The 18,854-nt window shown below is 38.1% G+C and carries 15 protein-coding genes and 2 pseudogenes; 4 read left to right on the forward strand and 13 right to left on the reverse strand.

Annotation, left to right across the window (positions count from 1 at the left end; translation table 11 throughout):
• Positions 1–9 precede the first annotated feature (9 nt).
• The 6 genes from AC0IWE_RS01570 to AC0IWE_RS01595 form a co-directional block, all read right to left on the reverse strand.
• Positions 10–1,224, reverse strand: coding sequence for an ROK family protein (locus AC0IWE_RS01570; RefSeq protein ID WP_471791643.1), 1,215 nt, complete (start codon positions 1,222–1,224; stop codon positions 10–12).
• 147 nt (positions 1,225–1,371) lie between these two features.
• Positions 1,372–2,565: a signal peptidase I gene (gene lepB / locus AC0IWE_RS01575; RefSeq protein WP_471791644.1), complete on the reverse strand. Its 1,194-nt coding sequence runs from the start codon at positions 2,563–2,565 to the stop codon at positions 1,372–1,374.
• A gap of 164 nt (positions 2,566–2,729) precedes the next feature.
• Positions 2,730–3,464, reverse strand: a complete 735-nt coding sequence (gene dapB, locus AC0IWE_RS01580) for a 4-hydroxy-tetrahydrodipicolinate reductase (RefSeq protein WP_471791645.1) — start codon at positions 3,462–3,464, stop codon at positions 2,730–2,732.
• 124 nt (positions 3,465–3,588) lie between these two features.
• Positions 3,589–4,311 carry a DUF5683 domain-containing protein gene (locus tag AC0IWE_RS01585; protein WP_471791646.1) on the reverse strand — a complete coding sequence of 241 codons (723 nt, stop codon included), beginning with the start codon at positions 4,309–4,311 and terminating at the stop codon, positions 3,589–3,591.
• On the reverse strand, positions 4,311–5,219 hold the full coding sequence (locus AC0IWE_RS01590; protein WP_055912552.1) for a ParB/RepB/Spo0J family partition protein: 909 nt from the start codon (positions 5,217–5,219) through the stop codon (positions 4,311–4,313). Before AC0IWE_RS01590 ends, AC0IWE_RS01585 begins: the two co-directional genes overlap by 1 nt.
• 7 nt (positions 5,220–5,226) lie before the next feature.
• On the reverse strand, positions 5,227–6,030 hold the full coding sequence (locus tag AC0IWE_RS01595) for a ParA family protein (protein ID WP_055912555.1): 804 nt from the start codon (positions 6,028–6,030) through the stop codon (positions 5,227–5,229).
• A gap of 180 nt (positions 6,031–6,210) precedes the next feature.
• Between AC0IWE_RS01595 and AC0IWE_RS01600 the strand changes: the two genes are divergently transcribed.
• Together AC0IWE_RS01600 and AC0IWE_RS01605 are read left to right on the forward strand one after the other, a co-directional pair.
• Complete coding sequence (locus AC0IWE_RS01600; protein WP_471791647.1) at positions 6,211–6,732, forward strand: NADPH-dependent FMN reductase; 522 nt, start codon at positions 6,211–6,213, stop codon at positions 6,730–6,732.
• Between the two features lie 1,660 nt (positions 6,733–8,392).
• A complete protein-coding gene (locus AC0IWE_RS01605; RefSeq protein ID WP_471791648.1) occupies positions 8,393–10,144 on the forward strand; it encodes a HAMP domain-containing sensor histidine kinase in 1,752 nt (583 codons plus the stop codon).
• Between the two features lie 391 nt (positions 10,145–10,535).
• Here the strand turns inward: AC0IWE_RS01605 and AC0IWE_RS01610 are convergent, their stop codons facing one another.
• The 6 genes and pseudogenes from AC0IWE_RS01610 to AC0IWE_RS01635 form a co-directional block, all read right to left on the reverse strand.
• Positions 10,536–11,012 carry an acyl-CoA thioesterase gene (locus AC0IWE_RS01610; RefSeq protein WP_055912568.1) on the reverse strand — a complete coding sequence of 159 codons (477 nt, stop codon included), beginning with the start codon at positions 11,010–11,012 and terminating at the stop codon, positions 10,536–10,538.
• Positions 11,013–11,749: 737 nt separating this feature from the next.
• Positions 11,750–12,544: a glycoside hydrolase family 97 catalytic domain-containing protein gene (locus tag AC0IWE_RS01615; protein ID WP_471791649.1), complete on the reverse strand. Its 795-nt coding sequence runs from the start codon at positions 12,542–12,544 to the stop codon at positions 11,750–11,752.
• Between the two features lie 16 nt (positions 12,545–12,560).
• On the reverse strand, positions 12,561–13,814 hold the full coding sequence (locus AC0IWE_RS01620) for a glycoside hydrolase family 97 N-terminal domain-containing protein (RefSeq protein ID WP_471791650.1): 1,254 nt from the start codon (positions 13,812–13,814) through the stop codon (positions 12,561–12,563).
• A 694-nt stretch (positions 13,815–14,508) separates the two neighbouring features.
• A pseudogene (locus tag AC0IWE_RS01625) lies at positions 14,509–15,375 on the reverse strand (DUF2130 domain-containing protein).
• A gap of 68 nt (positions 15,376–15,443) precedes the next feature.
• Positions 15,444–15,761: a hypothetical protein gene (locus AC0IWE_RS01630; RefSeq protein WP_471791651.1), complete on the reverse strand. Its 318-nt coding sequence runs from the start codon at positions 15,759–15,761 to the stop codon at positions 15,444–15,446.
• Positions 15,762–15,865: 104 nt separating this feature from the next.
• Positions 15,866–16,246 (reverse strand): OsmC family protein, encoded by a 381-nt coding sequence (locus tag AC0IWE_RS01635; RefSeq protein WP_055912574.1) that lies wholly within the window; start codon positions 16,244–16,246, stop codon positions 15,866–15,868.
• Positions 16,247–16,431: 185 nt separating this feature from the next.
• Here AC0IWE_RS01635 and AC0IWE_RS01640 point away from each other — a divergent pair, with 185 nt between their 5' ends.
• Together AC0IWE_RS01640 and AC0IWE_RS01645 are read left to right on the forward strand one after the other, a co-directional pair.
• Positions 16,432–16,797, forward strand: a complete 366-nt coding sequence (locus AC0IWE_RS01640; protein ID WP_132400671.1) for a YtxH domain-containing protein — start codon at positions 16,432–16,434, stop codon at positions 16,795–16,797.
• 124 nt (positions 16,798–16,921) lie between these two features.
• A complete protein-coding gene (locus AC0IWE_RS01645; RefSeq protein ID WP_471791652.1) occupies positions 16,922–17,668 on the forward strand; it encodes a YdcF family protein in 747 nt (248 codons plus the stop codon).
• Positions 17,669–17,761: 93 nt separating this feature from the next.
• On the opposite strand, the pseudogene obgE reads toward AC0IWE_RS01645, so the two are convergent.
• Positions 17,762–18,758 (reverse strand): annotated as a pseudogene (gene obgE, locus AC0IWE_RS01650) (GTPase ObgE).
• Positions 18,759–18,854 lie beyond the last annotated feature (96 nt).

The following is an 18,854-nucleotide window of genomic DNA, read 5'->3' on the forward strand; positions in this document are numbered from 1 at the left end:
AATAATGATTTAAATGAGTGGATTAGTTACCATTTCTTCGAAATGGCTATGTTCAACTGCTAAGCTTGCAGCAGCCAATAATTCGGCTTCGTCTGTTAGTGTAGAAAGCCTGATTTCAGTTTGCTCAGCAATGCGGGGAATGCAAAATTCGTGTATAGCTTGTTGTATCGGAGGCAATAGCATTTTACCTGCTTTAGCACCTCTTCCGCTCAAAACAATACACTGTGGATTTAAAAGATGGATAAGAGTTGCAATACCTTTACCCAATTGAAAAATGGCTTTAACTAAAATAGATATAGCAACCGGATCTTGCTGTCTTACAGCTGTTAAGAAATGATCGGCGGGGTGCTTGCTTTTATCTTCAAACAATTTATTCATGCTTGATTCTGCACCATTTTTAATTTCCTGTTCTGCTTTTTTTGCCATTACCAGTAGAGAAGTATCTACTTCCAAACACCCACGTCTGCCACATGAACATAAATTATCACTATCAGAAAGTGGAATGTGGCTAAACTCACCTGCACTTCCACTACTTCCCCTGTAAAGCTTACCATCAATTATCATCCCTAAACCTGTACCCCACCCGATATTAACAACCATAACATCTTTAAGATCAACAGCTTCACCAAAATTTAATTCAGCAAGGGCAATTAAACTCGAGTCATTATCAATATAAACTGGTAAACCGATATTTAAAGCAAGGCATGCCTGCAATGTAGTACCTTCTTCAACCTTTAAGAATGAGTGATTAATGCCTTCTTCTGCATTAACAAAACCAGGCATACCAATGCCAACACCTAAAATATTATCTCTATCAATTCCAGATTGATTGATACTGGTATTTATAAAATTGACAAGATCATTGATGTTGTTATTTTCGGATGATAGATTGAATTCTAATGATTGAATTGGCATAATCATCTTCCTGGAAAGATCGTAAATGGTTAGCCTTGTGGTAAGCTGATCCATTGCAATCGCAACTACATATTTGGTCAGCTTTGGATTGATAAAGAACATAGCTGCTCTTCTACCACCTGTTGATGGTGCATAACCCTCTTCTAAAACATAACCTTCAGCTATTAAGCCATTAACAACAGCTGTAACCAAGGGTAAACTTTTCTGTGTCAACTTACTTAAATCTGTAAGTGAAAGCGACTTCTTATAATATAAATGCTTAATGATACCAGCCTTCAGACGCTGGTTTTTCTTCACAATTACAGACATTTTATTTGATTATATTCAAACTTAATAAATATTTTTAAAACATAGTTATACTTTTTAATTTTTTTTTTAAGTTAATTATGAATCGACATAAAACAAAAAGGGCGAATAATCTTCGATTATCCACCCTTTTAAAAGAATTATATTTTATTAATGGATACCCATAAACAACCTACTCCATCGTATTTTATGTAAAAACGATGCTGTACTGTCCCAACTCATCCAAACAAATAAGGCTTTGCCCACAATATGATCTTCTGGTACAAAACCCCAATAGCGTGAGTCGGCAGAGTTATGGCGGTTATCGCCCATCATCCAGTAGTAGTCCATTTTAAAAGTATAAGTAGTGGCAACTTTATCATTAATGTACCAAACACCTGCTTTTTGTTCTACTTTGTTTCCTTCGTAAGTTCTAATTGCCCTGTAATAGAGCGGCATGGTATTGGTATCAATTTTAACCGTCCACCCTTTTGAAGGGATCTTAACCGGACCAAAGTTATCCCTATTCCATACACGGTTAGGATCATTAGGAAAAACGCCTCCCGGAACAGCACCGGGTGCATCAGGACTTAGCGTTACCGATTTTACAAAATCAAAAGTTTTCAGTTTATCGGCAATTTCCGGCGAAGCATCTACCACATACGTATTGGCAGCTACTGCTGGTGTACCTCCAAGGTTCAGATTAAATTCGTCAAGCGCAGCATAATTAAAATCCATGGTTTTAAATTCGATGCGATAAGGCATCATACCTGTATTTTTTAAAGGTTCGTTTTTACCATTTACATTCGCAACACCATTGCTCATTGAAATTACATCGCCAGGGATGCCAATACAACGCTTAATAAAATTTTCACGCTTATCAACCGGCCTGTCTGTAATGGTATAAGTACTTCTTACCTGTTCGCGGCCCATGCCCCTAACAAGCTCATAATAACTTGCTGCCTGATTTTCTACAGCAACGGTATCGCCCTCCGGAAAGTTAAAAACAACTACATCGTTTCTTTTAATTTTGGATAAACCGGGTAAACGGTGATATTTCCACTGTACGCCATCCCAATATGCTTTAGTTGATGTTGTTAATGGCATAGTATGGTGAGCAAAAGGAAAAGCTACGGGCGTCATCGGAATACGTGCACCATAATTTACCTTACTAACAAAAAGAAAATCTCCGATAAGTAAAGATCTTTCCATTGATCCAGAAGGAATGGTATAAGCTTCGATAAAAAATACACGAATGATTGTTGCTGCTACTACTGCGAAAACAATAGCATCCACCCATTCGCGGGTTTTCGTTTTTTTCTTCCTTGGGGCATCATTTTTTTTCTGCCAGAATTTGTAATTCATATATCTTATTTTTGGTTGGCGATCAACTTGATCGTTTACCTGTTATCTGTATTTCTTTGGGTGTGATTTCACAAATTGCGTGATATCACATATTTATTTTTGACATGTCAATCGGTTAACTGCATTAACTGAATTTGGCCAACCATTAACCGAAAATTGTTTTTCTACTCAAAAATATCAGTAATGTTGTAAAATCCCTTTTTATCTTTCACCCATTCTGCCGCAACAACTGCACCTAACGCAAAACCAGCTCTGTTATGTGCGGTATGTTTGATTTCAATTTCATCTACCTCACTACTGTAAATTACGGTATGTGTACCTGGAATATTTTCTATCCTATGCGATTCTATAAGCAATTGATCTGCTTTAGGAAACAATTCCACATCAGTACCTACCACTTCATTTAACCATTCCTGCTTGCGCTCCAAATTATCAACAATGCCCTCGGCCAGCGTGATGGCTGTACCGCTTGGTGCATCTAATTTTTGGGTATGGTGAATTTCTTCTACCTGCACCTCGTAAGCCGGATAATTATTCATCAATTTGGCCAAAGTTTGGTTAAGCTTAAAAAATAAATTTACGCCAATACTAAAGTTAGACCCATAAAGCAAAGTATTGTTACTGTTGCTGCAATCATCTTTAACCTCTTGCAGCTTGCCATACCAACCGGTTGTGCCTACAACTACCGGAACGTTGGCATCAAAACAGGCATCAATGTTTTTCAAAACCGAATCAGGAGTACTGAAATCAATCGCCACATCTGCTGATTTTAAATTCTGCCTGGTTAAATCTTCCTGATTATCGATTGATATTTTTAAAACGATTTCGTGACCGCGTTCAAGTGCAAATCTTTCGATAATCTGCCCCATTTTGCCATAACCTAAAAGCGCAATTTTCATTTCTATATATTTATTTCCGTTTTTGTTAATTTAATTGTCGTTAAAACAGCTTTAGTGGTTTAAAGGTAATAAAACGATCAAGATTTCATATTGAAAATGGAGAAATCATTTATCGTTTCATTTTCTAAAAGGTTAGCGATAATTTTAATGCAGGTGTGGCATTAAAGCCATACATAGTGCTTGAATTGATCATTGATGGCGTAACCTTAAAAGAAAGGTTGTTATCAATATTGAAAAAGTGCAGTCGTGCAGCCACATAAGCATCAACAATATTGGCAGCATAGAGTAACCCATAAGAAAAAAGCACGATCTGAGAATTTCGTTTATAAAGGCTTTTTCCATCCAATATCCCCTGATTGGTATATTGTGATAAACCCTGATCAGCTTTTTTTCCCGGATTTTGTTCTCGATATTGTGCTTCTGCCAAAAACCGATTATAATTTTTCCTACTATCAAGGTAGGATAAAGTGAGCGCAGTGGCACCGCCATAAATGGCTACAATTTTACCACCTGTATACAGCTTTTGTAATACCTGGCTTTTGCCTGCTCTTGTACCATAACCGTCATTAAGCAACTGTATATTATACAATTGCCCCCAACCCGGAATCAGCATCGATCTGAAAACGGCTTTCCTACCTGCAACCTTACCAGGGTTTACGTATTTGGCCTTCATCGAATCTTTCCTGGTCATCGGTTTTTTAGCCGCAGTATCTATTGATTTGGATAGTTTAATTTTTTTAGTGGGTTCAACAGATTTTAACACCGTATCCTTAACCTGCGCCGAGGCGAAGTTTACAAGAAAAAATGTAAATAGGGAAACCAGTATTAAAAGCTTAGTCTTTTGCATTACCAGTCTAATAATTCTAAAATCCTGTTTAAATCATCATCACTCATAAAAGGAATCTCAATTGCCCCTTTACCATTCTGGCTGATTTTTAACTTTACACGGGTTGCAAATTTTGAAGCCAGATCATCTTGTAGTTTTTGATATTGAAAGGAAACACCTTTTACTTTAGGTTTCTCACTGGCTGGCAAAGGTAAATGCTGCAAATTGCGCACAATTTCTTCAACTTTACGTACGGAAAGGCCTTTTTCTAAAATCTCCTGGTGGATGAACAATTGTTTATCCACGCCATCTACATTAATTAAAGCCCTTGCATGGCCCATACTAATTTTCTGGTCGCGGATTGAGGCTTGTATTGCTGGTGGAAGTTTTAGCAAACGCAGGTAATTGGTAACCGTTGTACGATTTTTACCAACGCGTTCGCCCAATTGCTCTTGCTTTAGGCCCACCTCATCAATCATTCTCTGGAAACTTAAAGCCACCTCGATGGCATTTAAATTTTCGCGCTGAATATTTTCAATCAATGCCATTTCCAACATCTGCTGGTCGTTGGCACTACGAATATATGCTGGAATTTGTGTTAAACCGGCCAATTTTGAAGCCCTGAACCTGCGTTCGCCCGAAATTAACTGGTATTTATTTGCGCCTGTTTTTCTAACCGTAATCGGCTGAATCAGTCCCTGTACTTTTATCGAATCGGCAAGTTCGTTTAAAGCTACCTGATCAAATTCGGTTCGTGGCTGGTATGGGTTGGTTTCAACTTCAGTTAAACTTACGTGACTGATATTGCCAATCTGCTCGGTTTCGCTTACAGCATTTACCTGCTGCTTTGGCGGATGAGAAGATTCGCTATCATCTAAAAGCGCACTTAAACCCCTTCCTAAACCTGTTTTTCGCTGAAAAGATGTCATCTATAATTTATAAAGTTGCTGTTCCAATGTTTTCTTCTTCCTTTAACAAACCGTTTTTCTTCACAATTTCGCGGGCAAGGTTAAGGTAATTTATGGCTCCTTTACAGTTTGCATCGTGCATAATTACCGAAACACCATAACTTGGTGCCTCACTTAAACGTGTGTTACGCTGTATTATAGTATCGAAAACGAGTTCGTGGAAATGGGTTCTCACCTCTTCTACCACCTGGTTGGATAAACGTAAACGAACATCGTACATGGTTAATAAAATACCCTCAATTTCCAGATCAGGATTTAAACGGTTTTGAACAATTTTGATGGTGTTTAAAAGCTTACCCAATCCCTCTAATGCAAAATACTCACACTGAACAGGAATAATAACCGAATCGGCTGCTGTTAAAGCATTGATGGTAATTAAACCTAAGGATGGAGAACAATCAATGATAATAAAATCGTACTGGTCTTTAATTTTCTCTAAAACCGCTTTCATTTTATATTCGCGGTTATTGAGGTTAATCATCTCAATTTCTGCACCAACAAGGTCTATATGTGCAGGCAGTAAATCTAAATTCGGAGTATCCGTTTTTTGAATGGCCTGTAAAGGATCTATATCATTAATGATGCACTCGTAAATACTATCTTTAATATTCCGGGGATCGAAACCGATACCTGAAGTCGAATTTGCCTGAGGATCAGCATCAACCAGTAAAGTTTTATATTCTAGTACGGCCAAACTCGCAGCCAGGTTTATTGATGAAGTTGTTTTACCAACACCACCTTTTTGATTTGCTAATGCAATAATTTTGCTCATCTATGTATCCGAAATTTACTTAACGTTTATTTGGGCTGTGATATTTATGCGCTTTAATTGGCAAAAAGTTCTATTTTTGCCTTGTTTACGGCCTTTTTCACAATCAGCTAAGATACAAACTATATGGCAATTTTAGCAAGAAGCGCATTTGGGTTTTACACATCTTATTAACAATTATCCATGATCACGATTATAGCCGCCACAAACAGACCCAATAGCAATACGCTAAAAGTTGCTAAATATTACCAAAGCCAACTAAAAGAAAAAGGCAATCCTGCTAATTTGTTCAGTTTAGAGCATCTGCCTGCTGATGTATTAAATACTGATATGTACGGCAAAAGATCGGATGCTTTTCAGGAAATCCAGAACATGATCGATAAAACCGATAAGTTTATATTTATTATGCCCGAATATAATGGCAGCTACCCTGGAGTATTAAAAGTGTTAATCGATGCCTGTAATTTTCCTGATAGTTTTTATGATAAAAAGGCGGCATTGGTTGGCATTTCTTCCGGTAAATATGGTAATATCCGTGGTGTAGATCATTTTACAGGTGTTTGCCATTATATTCATCTTAATATTTTGCCCCTTCGTTTGCATATTCCCAATATTAAAGCCGAACTGGATGCTGAAGGTAATTTCAATCAGCCTGATACAGTTAAGTTTACCAACGAACAGATAGAAAAGTTTATCAAATTTTAATAAAACATTCGTCTCTTTAAGAAACATTTTATAACCCACAACAGATTACAGGTGCATCTCAGCGAGACGATTCCTTGATAAGCTAATTGAAAAATTGGCGTTTATCATCTTCCAAAAAATATAAGTATCTTCTTCTTTCGGAAAGCGAAGTCTGTATTCCATAGGAACGTTAGTCCTGCTTTTCATTACAAGTCCGCACTCGTACCTCGTTAACGGGCTTTCCATTACAATCAGGTTTAGGAACAAAAAACAGTGCCTTGATTTATTTTCAGCACCATACAACCTCAAATATGATTGCAGGCTGCGCCACCTAAACCCGATGGAAGCGGCACGAAGTAAAGCGGACAGTGGGAACTGCCCAAACCTAAAATGTTACTGCACCTGATTTCCAAAAAATATTAGCATCATCTTCTTTTGGAAATCGAAGTCTGTATTCCATAGGAGCGTTAGCCCTGCTTTTCATTACAAGTCCGCACTCGTACCTCGTTTACGGGCTTTCCATTATAATCAGGTTTAGGAACGAAAAACAGTGCCTTGATTTATTTTCAGCACCATACAACCTCAAATAGGATTACAGGCTGCCCTACCTAAACCCGATGGAAGCGGCACGAAGTAAAGCGGACAGCGGGAACTGCCTAAACCTAAAATGTTACTGCACCTGCTTTCCAAAAAAATTAGCATCATCTTCTTTTGGAAAGCAAAATCTGTATTCCATAGGAGCGTTAGTCCTGCTTTTCATTACAAGTCCGCACTCGTACCTCGTTTACGGGCTTTCCATTATAATCAGGTTTAGGAACAAAAAACAGTGCCTTGATTTATTTTGAGCACCATACAACCTTAAATAGAATTACAGGCTGCCCTACCTAAACCCGATGGAAGCGGCACGAAGTAAAGCGGACAGCGGGAACTGCCTAAACCTAAAATGTTACTGCCCCTGCTTTCCAAAAAATATTAGCATCATCTTCTTTGGAAAGCGAAGTCTGTATTCCATAGGAATGTTAGTCCTGCTTTTCATTACAAGTCCGCACTCGTACCTCGTTTATGGGCTTTCCATTATAATCAGGTTTAGGAACAAAAAACAGTGCCTTGATTTATTTCCAGCACCATACAACCTTAAATAGAATTACAGGCTGCGCCACCTAAACCCGATGGAAGCGGCACGTAGTAAAGCGGACAGCAGGAACTGCCTAAACCTAAAATGTTACTGTACCTGCTTTCCAAAAAAACTAGCAATTGTTACTCGTTGGCATGCTTTCCACTATCGTTAAGAACAAAAATCACCAACCCTAAACCTCCAGAAACTATTTTTCATTTTGATAAAAACCCTTCCAAAATGAAAAGGTCTTTAGCTCAAAACAATCACCAAAAAAATCATAAAATCTTAAAAAACAACAACTTAAATAATACGCCAATCCACTGGCATAGCTATTGTAAACAGGCTAAACAACCGCTAAGTATGTAACCTTTGTTATATAATGTAGTTAGTAAAGAAACAGATTTAATTATAACCTATTTTTACCAAAAAATGAGCAGTTGCTTTGCGTTACCAAGCGAAAATCTCACCGCCCTTTGCGGTAAAACCAAAAAAGTAATGACCAATCAATGATTTACAAAATAATAAGTAAATCATGATAGCTCACCACCATAAAAATAAAAACAGATGAAAATAAAAACCAAGCTCCGCCTCGGATTCGGGTTTCTCTTTATAATCGTATTATCCTTCGGGTTAATTGCGCTCTTTTATCTAAATGAGCTGTCTGATAAATCGAAGGTGATTCTTAAAGATAACTACAAATCGCTCAAATATGTTGCTGCCATGCGCAATGTAATCGACCAGAATAATTTTCCGCTAAGCCAGAAACAGGAAAGCACATTTGCCGAAAATTTAGAAAATGAAGGTAAAAACATAACCGAGCCTGGTGAAAAAGTAGCTTTTCAGAAACTGGAAACCGCTTTTAAAACCCTAATTTCTACAACAACCATCACCATAAAAGAAAACAGCATCAGAGATTTACGGTTTGCACTTCAAAATATCGAAAAGGTAAATATGAAAGCCATTTACGATAAAAATGAACTCGCTAATCAAGCTTCCTCCAGGGCAAATCTATACATCATGATTGCGGCAACTCTAAGTTTTATCATTTTATTTACCTTCATCGTTAACTTCCCTGGCTTTGTGGCAAATCCTCTTGCCGAATTTAGTGCAGCCATTAAACAGATCAGTCGCAAAAATTACAAACAACGCCTGCATTTCGAAAATGATGATGAGTTTACCGAACTGGCCGATTCTTTTAATGGCATGGTAGTGAAACTTAATGAATGGGAAAATAGCAATTTATCGAAAATCAAATCTGAAAAATCACGTATAGAGGCCATTATTGCACAAATGCAGGATGCCATTATCGGTTTGAATGAAAAAGGTGAAGTGCTGTTTTTAAACCACCTGGCCGCAAAGCTGATGAGCCTTGATGAGGACAAAGTTGTTGGACAGAATGTGGCAGAACTGATGCAAAAAAACGAGTTGCTTAAACGCATTATTAAACCAGAAACGGCAGATAATACCTTAAAAATATATGCCGACGATAAAGAATCTTATTTTCTGTTGGAAAACCGGGAAATCATTATTCCGAATTACGAAGAGCAGGAGGAAAAAACTTTGTTTGCTTCCTCAAAATCTGCCGGAAGTGTTTATACCCTAAAAAATATTACACAATTTAAAGAGCTTGATGAAGCCAAAACTAATTTTATTGCGACTGTTTCGCATGAATTGAAAACTCCATTATCTTCTATCAAAATGAGTTTAAAGTTACTTAACGATAGTCGTGTAGGTAACATGAACGAAGAACAACATGAATTGCTAAACCATATAAAGGAAGATAGCGACAGGCTTTTAAAAATTACCAGTGAGTTGTTGGATCTCTCACAAGTAGAAACCGGCAACTTGAAACTCACTTTTGCCATTACCAAACCTGAAGAAATTGTTCGTTATGCTGTTGATGCCGTTAAATTTCAGGCTGAACAAAAATCAATTGAACTGGTGCTCAACTGCGACCAGTATTTACCTAGCGTAAATGCGGATATACAGAAAACTGCATGGGTATTGGTTAACTTTTTATCCAATGCATTGCGTTACAGTTCAGAAAAATCGAAGGTGATGATTGATGTTTTCCATAAGGATAAATTTATAGAGTTTTCGGTACGCGATTTTGGTAAAGGGATTGATGAAAAATACCAGAAAAGATTGTTCGACAGGTATTTCCAGGTACCTACCGATGGACAAAATAAATCGGGCTCGGGATTAGGCCTAGCCATTTCGAAAGATTTTATTGAAGCAGAACAAGGTAAAATATGGGTGGTAAGTGCAATTGGTGAAGGCAGTAAGTTTTGTTTTAGCTTACCAGTTGTGGAATAGATTGCTCGTTTTTTACCGCAAAGGACGCAAAGTTTAATTCGCCAAGAAATGGCGAGAGAATGGGCCAGAGGTGATGATTTACCACAGAGTGCATACCGTTTTTCACAGAGGTAATAGAGAAGATAAATTCCTAAACAATTAACTCGGTGCACTCCGTGCATTTTCCTATGTTTTCTTTGTGGTTAAAACCGTAGCGGCTATGCTGCTTCATACACGTAATGTTTATTTTCCAACAAACCCAAAGAGAATGTGCCGGAGGTGATGATTTACCACAGAGGGCAAGAGTTTTTCACAGAGGTAATAGAGAAGAAAAGTTGTTAAACAATTAACTCCGTGCATTTTCCTCTATTTTCTTTGTATTTAAAACCGTAGCGTCTATGCTGGCAAACACTTATACAATGTACGGCTCCATTTCTTTATCAATGCTTTTTCGTAATTCCATTAGCTTAATGGCATAACCATGCATGGCAATTTCCTTTTCAGTTTTGGGTTTAAAGGCGGGGATCGGTTTTGGCTGTCCATCATCATCTACGGCCACAAACACAATAATACAATGGGTGTTTTTCACAAAATCTGTTTGTCCTACAGGTTTAGAAAAAGCATCAACAGCAATGTGCATACTGGTTTTACCGGTATAAATGATGCGAGCTTCCATTTTAACCAAATGGCCGATATGAACGGGATGAAAAAAGCGGATTCCTCCTACATAAACAGTTACACAATACGTTTGACTCCACTGTAAAGCACAGGCAAAAGCTGCCTGATCTATCCATTTCATCATCATTCCTCCATGTACCTTGCCGCCATAATTAACGTCTGACGGTTCGCTTAAAAATTGAAGTTCGATGTGGTTTTTGGTTCTGGGCATGGTAATAGTGCTTGATTTAATGGTTTTGCTAAGATATTATAAAATAAGGTATAATGAAAGAAACGTGCGGTTGGATGATACCATTTGATAGAACACTATGTTTTACCTTTTGGTCGTGATCATGAGTTCATTTTAGGATCTAATTTGCATGATAGATAATGAAACAAGCTCAGTATGACGGAATGAACAATCGCATTTCCTGTGCGGCCAAATGTTGACATCCAACTAATAACAAAATAGCGTTAATTGTTACTAACTGACACTACAGAACAATTTAGCCACAGATAAACAGGATAAACACAGATAGTGAGTTATAATCTGTGTTTATTTTTGTCCATCCGTGGTAAAATAAAATAATAAGTTAAATATAGCGTCAGTTGTTGCCAATTGACTCCATAGAACACTTTAACCCGCAGATAAACAGGATAAGCACAGATAATATTTGATCTGTGTTTATCTGTGTCCATCCGTGGTAAAAAAACAATACGTTAATACAGCGTCAATTGTTGCCAACTGGCGCCACAAAACACTTTAACCACAGATAAAAAGGATAAGCACAGATAATATTTGATCTGTGCTTATCTGTGTCCATCCGTGGTAAAACAAAATAATACGTTAAATACAACGTCAATTGTTAACAACTGACACCACAAAATTATTTCGCCATGATGCTAATTGCATATCCTCCGCCTGGAGCACAGTATTGCGTGAACTTTGTTTTATTGGTTACTTCCATTTTACGAATGGTATAGGCCTTCAGGATTGGTTTCATAATTTGCATCTTTTGCATCAGCATAAATGGTTGCGGTATATTTTTTACCGGGATCTAAAAAGCTGAAATCAATTTTAGAGGTACGTGCCTCTTCATCATTGGTACGACCTACAAACCAATTGTTTTTGCCTTTTGCTTTACGTGCGAAAGTAATATAATCACCTGGTTCGGCTTCCAAAACTTTGGTATCGTCCCAATCTACAGCAACATCTTTAATAAACTGGAAAGCATCCATGTACTTGTTATAGGTTTCGGGTAAATCGGCAGCCATTTGCAGCGGACTGTACATGGTTACGTAAAGGGCGAGCTGACGGGCGAGTGTACTGTGTACAAATGAGGTGTTTTCGGGATTGTAAGCACTTACTTTGGTTTCGAAAATACCCGGGGTATAATCCATCGGTCCACCAATTAAACGGGTAAAGGGTAAAATAGTGGTATGATCGGCATTGTTACCGCCAAAAGCTTCATACTCTGTACCTCTTGCTGATTCATTTCCGATCAGATTTGGATAAGTACGCGCCAAACCGGTTGGCCTAACCGCCTCGTGTGCATTTACCATAATTTTATATTCGGCCGCTTTCTGAATTGCGTACAGGTAATGGTTATTTAACCACTGGCCATAATGGTGCTCTCCCCTGGGGATCATATTGCCAACATAACCGCTTTTTACGGCATCATAACCATTGGCTTTCATAAACTTATAAGCAGTATCTAAATGGCGTTCATAATTACGTACCGACGATGAGGTTTCGTGGTGCATAATCATTTTAATGCCCTTACTGGCTGCATAACGGTGTAGCTCTTTTTACATCAAAATCAGGATATGGCGTTACAAAATCAAATACATAATCTTTTGTTTTACCAAACCAATCTTCCCAGCCTTCGTTCCAGCCTTCAACCAAAACGGCATCTAAACCATTTTTGGCGGCAAAATCTATATATTCTTTTACGTGTGCGGTATTTGCAGCATGTTTTCCGTTGGGTTTGGTTTTCGAATAATCGGTTACACCTAACTGTACACTGGTTAAATCATTATAAGCCCAGGTACTTTTACCTGTAATCATTTCCCACCATACACCAACATATTTTGTTGGTTTTATCCATGATACATCTTTAAATTTAGTTGGCTCGTTAAGGTTATAAGTGAGTTTTGAAGTTAAAATATCGGCAGCTTTATCGCTTACAATAATGGTGCGCCAAGGCGACAAACATGGTGCCTGCATATATCCTTTATCACCAATAGCATCAGGTGTTAACCACGATTCTAAAACCATGTTCTTGTCATCCAGATTTAGCGACATTAAAGAATAATTGATCAAAGCGGCTTCATGGATATTGATGTATAAACCATCTTTACTCTTCATCATTAAAGGTGTTTGTAAACCTGTTGGTGAAAAAGTGGTTTGCGATGCATTTGGCGTTACAGCGGCTTTCATTTTAGCACGAACTTCTGATAGATTTGAAGTTACCGTACTATATTCCTGCGTATCGTAATCGCCCGGAAGCCAAAATGCTTTATGATCGCCAGCCAGGGCAAACTGGGTTTTTTCTTCTTTGATTATAAAATAATCGAGGTTTTTCTGCTCAGGAAATTCATACCTAAAGCCTAAACCATCATTAAATAACCGCAAACGCACAATAATATAACGGTTGCTTTCTTTTTGTGTTAGCGTTACGGCCAGCTCGTTGTAATGGTTTACAATTTCTTTTACCTCACCCCAAACCGGTTTCCAGGTTTCGTTAAAGGTGCTTGTTTTGGTATCGGTAATGGTAAAACCGTTCATTAGAGATTTGCCATCTTTAAGCTCCAGACCAAGTTTACTGGTTTTAATAACGTCTTTGCCTTTATACTTTAAACTGTAGGTAGGTACCCCTCCTTCTGCCAATGCAAAGTGAGCTATCAAATTACCATCCGGCGACTTAAAATCTTTTTCGGGAACGTTCCCGAAACTATTCCCAAAAAAAATTAAGGTGCAGAGGATAGTAAGAATCCCTGAGCGGTTAAAAGATTGATTAGAATTTTTATTCATTTTATTATTTATTTATTGTTATTCAATTCAGGTTTTATTCAACCTGAAAATTATTTAAAGTTATTAATTTCTTCCTGATAATGTTATCGAACAGTACCGAATGAATGGTAATTCAAATCGTGAAACACTCAAATCGTATCTCAAAAGAGATTTAATCATTTTAATAGATCCTTACCAAATCTTGCCGCAGACTATCCGGTTATAATTTCATCTCATTTAAATCAATCTAGTATCTATCAAATTAACTTAAGTATTCTTCTTATCAATTTCATCCGCGTTAAGGATTGTAAGGGTTCAGTACCGATTCTTCATCGGTACCAGAGCGCAGCGCAGCCCTGAAAAGCCTGACCCTTTCCCGTTTTTCACGGGATTGGGTAACGCCCAGATCAGTTTTCAGTTGACAGTTTTCGGTTGACAGTTTTCAGCTGGCAGTTTTCAGTTGACAGTTTTCAGTTGGAAATTGCCAGTTCTAATGTTTCTTATCAATAGTTCCTGAAACAAGTTCAGGATGACGATCTGCTATAAAAACTAGCCCCGGACGATGATCAGTTATAACAATATAGACAAAACGACCAACAATATCATTTAACCAGAAAACAATCCGATAGAAAATTAAGCCCGGATGATGATTCAATATATTTGAGCCATAATGAAGGTCCGATTTAAAAGCGAAACAGAGTCACGGTTTTCTCTCTTATTCTAAAAGCAAAGTATCGTCATCATCATCAGTCAAACTCAGTTGCACACTATCACTCCCGGCAATACCTTCTATCGAACCCCGGATATGCGTTGCATTTAACAGCACTTTCTCCAACTGTTTTTCCCGCGCTTTCCATAACCGTTCCATTGCATCACGCTCGCGCTGGATGGAAAGCTTCATGCTCATAAAACCTTCTCTAATTGCTTTCCATTGCTCCGAAAATTCGGCTCCCATCAGGTAATCGTATAACATATGCATTTTCTCACCGCGGTTTTCCTGCGATTTCACTGCACCTGCCAGTCGCAAAATCCCTTCACGTAAAACATAGGCCACGGCATTTACTTCTTCGAAAGAACAGATCCAAACGCCATCGCGTTGCCCAAAACAATCCATACCTTTAGGGTAACACTAACTTACAATTACGGCCACATCAATACCCATGCTGCGCATGTCTTTCTTCAGTTTCTCGATCCAGTCGCCACCAAAATCTTTGGTACGTTTGCTTTCATAAATAATTTTGCCGCATTCCTGTCCAAACTGGTTGCGCACCACCTGCACGCAATCTGCTCCCCTAACTCCTTTACCAACTTCTTCTATTAAATCGAAAGGATAATTGGTACGGAGCAATTCTTCTAAAATAAGCTCCTGCACTTCGCCCTGCAATTGCATACTGCCCTGCTCGGCTTTCCGTTTCATTTCTTCTGCCAGTTTTTTCTGGTCATCGAGCTGTTTCTCCAGCTCCTTTAAACGCAACTGATGTTCGGTATCTTTAATGCTGTTTTTTTCTGCTTCCTGCTTACGGATCTGCTCTACCAGCTCGTTACGCTGCTCTTGCATTTTACGCTGAAAGGCAAGCTCCATTTCTTCTTCTTTAACTTTAAGGCTTTCCTCGCGACGTAAAAACTCCAGTTCTTTTTCGCGTGCAAGCCTTAATTTTCGGCATTATCTTTTGCATTGCCCTCGAGCATCTGCAGCTTGGTTTCGAAATCTGCAGAAATACTTTTGCGCAGGTTTTCTTCCAGGTTATCTTTGAGCTTGGCCTTTTCTTCTGCAAGTTTAGCATCAAATGCTTTTACCTGCTGTTGTTTTTCTGATTCGAAAATCTGCAGTTTACGTTGATATTCTTCATCTTTCTGCCTTGCATAAGCAGCCGCTTTTTCTCGTAACTCTTTTTTATAATCTTCGGCCATGGCTTCTTCCATCGGAAAAACATGTGCACAGTTGGGGCATTTTATTTCGGTAGGCATTGATTATTGTTTTAACCACGGGTGCAAAGTACACCGAGGCATTTTTATTGGTAAAGATATTAAAGCTTTTTATCATTGTAAAAACGAGTTTTACACCTTTACCTTTAAAGTACTTTCGACCTGATTTCATGCCCGGCCGCCAGGATTTTACTTACCGGGCATTTCGAAGCGATATCTTCCAACCTGATTTTTTGCTCCTCAGTGAGTACTCCTGTACAAGTAATTTCTTCGAAAAATACTGTTTCACCATTTTCGGTATCAATATTTACCTCTACTTCTATTTTATCAATCGGCCACTCTTTTCTATCGGCATACATTCTTAAGGTAATGGCTACACACGATGCTAAAGAGGCCATTAACAATCCTTTGGGAGCAAAACCCTTGTGTGTTCCACCGAGTTCGAAGGGCTCATCTACGATAATATCGTGCGAACCATTGCTTACCGAACAGGCATAATGTTCTTTATTTATTGTTGCTTTTACCATTATTATTCATTTTAGAATTTCAAATATGTGCATTAACTTTAAACTTAAGTAAAACTCCGGTCTTTTTTTAAAAATGATGGGTAAAGCACTTCTTCTTTCTTTAAAACCAAATGCATTTCTTTTCCAAATCAAAAAACCTCAAAACATTATAAGCCAGCATTTGTTGCTTTTAAAAATGCTACGTTATGAAATACAGAAAGTTAATCGGAAAATATTTAAAGCACGAATCGGATAACAGTGCAAAAATAGCGCTTGCCCTTGTGGCTGGTTTAGCTGCGGGTGCGGTAATCAGTATTTTATTTGCCCCTGATAGTGGTGCAGGTACACGCGGAAAAATTGCAGGTGGTGCCAAAAACCTAAGGTATGGTTTTCAAGATAAGTACAATCTTTTGAAAGAGAAAGTTTTTGGTGTTGAAGCAATTGAAGAAGATATTGTTGAACATGAAGTGCCTCACTTTAAACATACGGTTGCCAAGAAACGCAAATCGGATGTGAAAGAAATTCTGGAAAACGCGCATGAAAATGGTCAGGTGCAAGAAGGACAAGGATAAAAATTAAAGTTTATAATAGAAATTCGTCGTTTCGGTTGCATTGCATTCGAAATGACGAATTTTCGCTGCATTCGCATCACTAGCTCTTAAACAATTTCTTAGTTTTACAGGATAATGTCCATTTATGATTTTTATCCTCTCGAAGATTTTACTGTTTCTGATTAAACCAATAGTATGGGTTTTTGTACTCTTAATTTGCGCAACCGCAGCAAGGAATCCTAAAAAAGGGAAGCAGTATTTAATTTTCGGATTGGTGCTGGCTGCTTTTTTTTCAAATGCCTTTATTGGGGGCGTAGTGATGAATGCCTATGAAGCGGGCTACCCGAAAGTACAAAAATATGATGTAGGTATTGTACTTGGTGGCTTTTCTGGCTTAAATAAACGGAATAATGAAATTTCTTTTGGCTCAGCAAGCGATCGTTTATTCCAGGCAATTGCGCTTTATAAAAAGGGGCAGATTAAACAGATTCTTTTAAGCAGCGGAAGTGCGAACCTGATGAATAATAAAGTTAAAGAGGCTGATTTAGCCATTAAATACCTGAAACTGATTGGCATTCCGGATGCTGCAATAATTGTAGAAAACCAAAGCAGAAACACGGTTGAAAACGCTAAATACAGTATAGCGCTTATTAACAACAACAACCCACAGGCAAAGATTTTGGTAATTACGAGTGCCTGGCACATACCAAGGGCGAAATTGATTTTCGACAAACAAACCAAAAATAAAATTGAATACTACCCTACCAATTTTTTGGGAGAAACTGAATTTGCATGGGCTGATTGCATTATACCAAACGCGGGTACACTAGGCATGTGGGAACTGCTATTTAAAGAATGGATCGGACTGGCTGTAGACCGCTTCAGAGCCTAGATGAATGATAGCTTGATTGATGAAATCGGTTAACTTTTTAATTGCTCAAAGCAACAGTTAAGCAATTAAAAAGTTTAAATTATTAACCAAAAACTAGCTTTCAATCGCTTTCCAAAGCATATCTTTCAATTCAAGAATATTCTTTTCTGCTACTGATGAGATAAAAATAGATGGAATCTTTGGCAGGTCCTGTTTCATTTCTTCCATTAATTCATCATCAAGCATGTCTGATTTCGTAATGGCTAAAACATGTGGTTTTTGCATTAACTCCGGATTGTAAGATTCGAGCTCGCTTTTTAAAATTTCATATTCTTCTTTAATGCTTCTGCTTGTATCTGCCGGAACCATAAATAAAAGCACAGAGTTGCGTTCGATATGACGCAAGAAACGATAACCTAATCCTTTACCTTTTGATGCCCCTTCGATAATGCCCGGAATATCGGCCATTACAAAAGATTTGCCACCACGGTAACTTACAATACCCAGGTTAGGTACGATTGTAGTAAAAGGATAATCGGCAATTTCGGGTTTGGCTGCAGAAACAACAGAAAGCAAAGTAAGATTTACCTGCATTGGGAAAACCAACCAAGCCTACATCAGCCAGTACTTTTAATTCTAAAATATTCCAAACTTCTTTTCCCTGTTCTCCTGGTTGTGCAAAACGTGGAGTTTGTTGAACTGAATTTTTAAAGTGTGCGTTACCTAAACCACCACGGCCACCAGCTGTTAAAATTTTGGTTTCGCCATCTTTGGTAATTTCAAATAGTACTTCGCCGGTTTCTGCATCTTTGGCAATGGTACCTAGCGGTACTTCAAGAATTTCATCAGTGCCCTGCTTACCAAATTTATGAGAACTGCCACCTGCACCACCATCTTCTGCAATAATGTGCTTGCGGTATTTAAGGTGCAACAATGTCCAGATGTGGATACTTCCTTTAACAATAATGTGGCCACCACGACCGCCATCACCACCATCAGGACCGCCCATTGATGTTAAAATATCACGATGTAAATGTGCCGAACCTGCACCGCCTTTACCAGAACGGCAACAAATTTTTACATAATCTACGAAATTCGAACCCTGTGACATATTTAAATATTGAAATGTTAATCATGGAACATTGTTAATACAAGCTCCTTTAAAATTAAAGAGTTATAACGTTTTAACATTATAACTCTTTGTATG

It is taken from the genome of Pedobacter sp. AC402 (genome assembly GCF_979252805.1).

Coding starts and splice junctions, on each gene's coding strand:
- AC0IWE_RS01570 (WP_471791643.1), bottom strand. CDS start 1,224: ATGTCTGTAATTGTGAAGAAAAACCAGCGTCTGAAGGCTGGTATCATT.
- lepB (WP_471791644.1), bottom strand. CDS start 2,565: ATGAATTACAAATTCTGGCAGAAAAAAAATGATGCCCCAAGGAAGAAA.
- dapB (WP_471791645.1), bottom strand. CDS start 3,464: ATGAAAATTGCGCTTTTAGGTTATGGCAAAATGGGGCAGATTATCGAA.
- AC0IWE_RS01585 (WP_471791646.1), bottom strand. CDS start 4,311: ATGCAAAAGACTAAGCTTTTAATACTGGTTTCCCTATTTACATTTTTT.
- AC0IWE_RS01590 (WP_055912552.1), bottom strand. CDS start 5,219: ATGACATCTTTTCAGCGAAAAACAGGTTTAGGAAGGGGTTTAAGTGCG.
- AC0IWE_RS01595 (WP_055912555.1), bottom strand. CDS start 6,030: ATGAGCAAAATTATTGCATTAGCAAATCAAAAAGGTGGTGTTGGTAAA.
- AC0IWE_RS01600 (WP_471791647.1), top strand. CDS start 6,211: ATGATCACGATTATAGCCGCCACAAACAGACCCAATAGCAATACGCTA.
- AC0IWE_RS01605 (WP_471791648.1), top strand. CDS start 8,393: ATGAAAATAAAAACCAAGCTCCGCCTCGGATTCGGGTTTCTCTTTATA.
- AC0IWE_RS01610 (WP_055912568.1), bottom strand. CDS start 11,012: ATGCCCAGAACCAAAAACCACATCGAACTTCAATTTTTAAGCGAACCG.
- AC0IWE_RS01615 (WP_471791649.1), bottom strand. CDS start 12,544: ATGCACCACGAAACCTCATCGTCGGTACGTAATTATGAACGCCATTTA.
- AC0IWE_RS01620 (WP_471791650.1), bottom strand. CDS start 13,814: ATGAATAAAAATTCTAATCAATCTTTTAACCGCTCAGGGATTCTTACT.
- AC0IWE_RS01630 (WP_471791651.1), bottom strand. CDS start 15,761: ATGCCTACCGAAATAAAATGCCCCAACTGTGCACATGTTTTTCCGATG.
- AC0IWE_RS01635 (WP_055912574.1), bottom strand. CDS start 16,246: ATGGTAAAAGCAACAATAAATAAAGAACATTATGCCTGTTCGGTAAGC.
- AC0IWE_RS01640 (WP_132400671.1), top strand. CDS start 16,432: ATGAAATACAGAAAGTTAATCGGAAAATATTTAAAGCACGAATCGGAT.
- AC0IWE_RS01645 (WP_471791652.1), top strand. CDS start 16,922: ATGATTTTTATCCTCTCGAAGATTTTACTGTTTCTGATTAAACCAATA.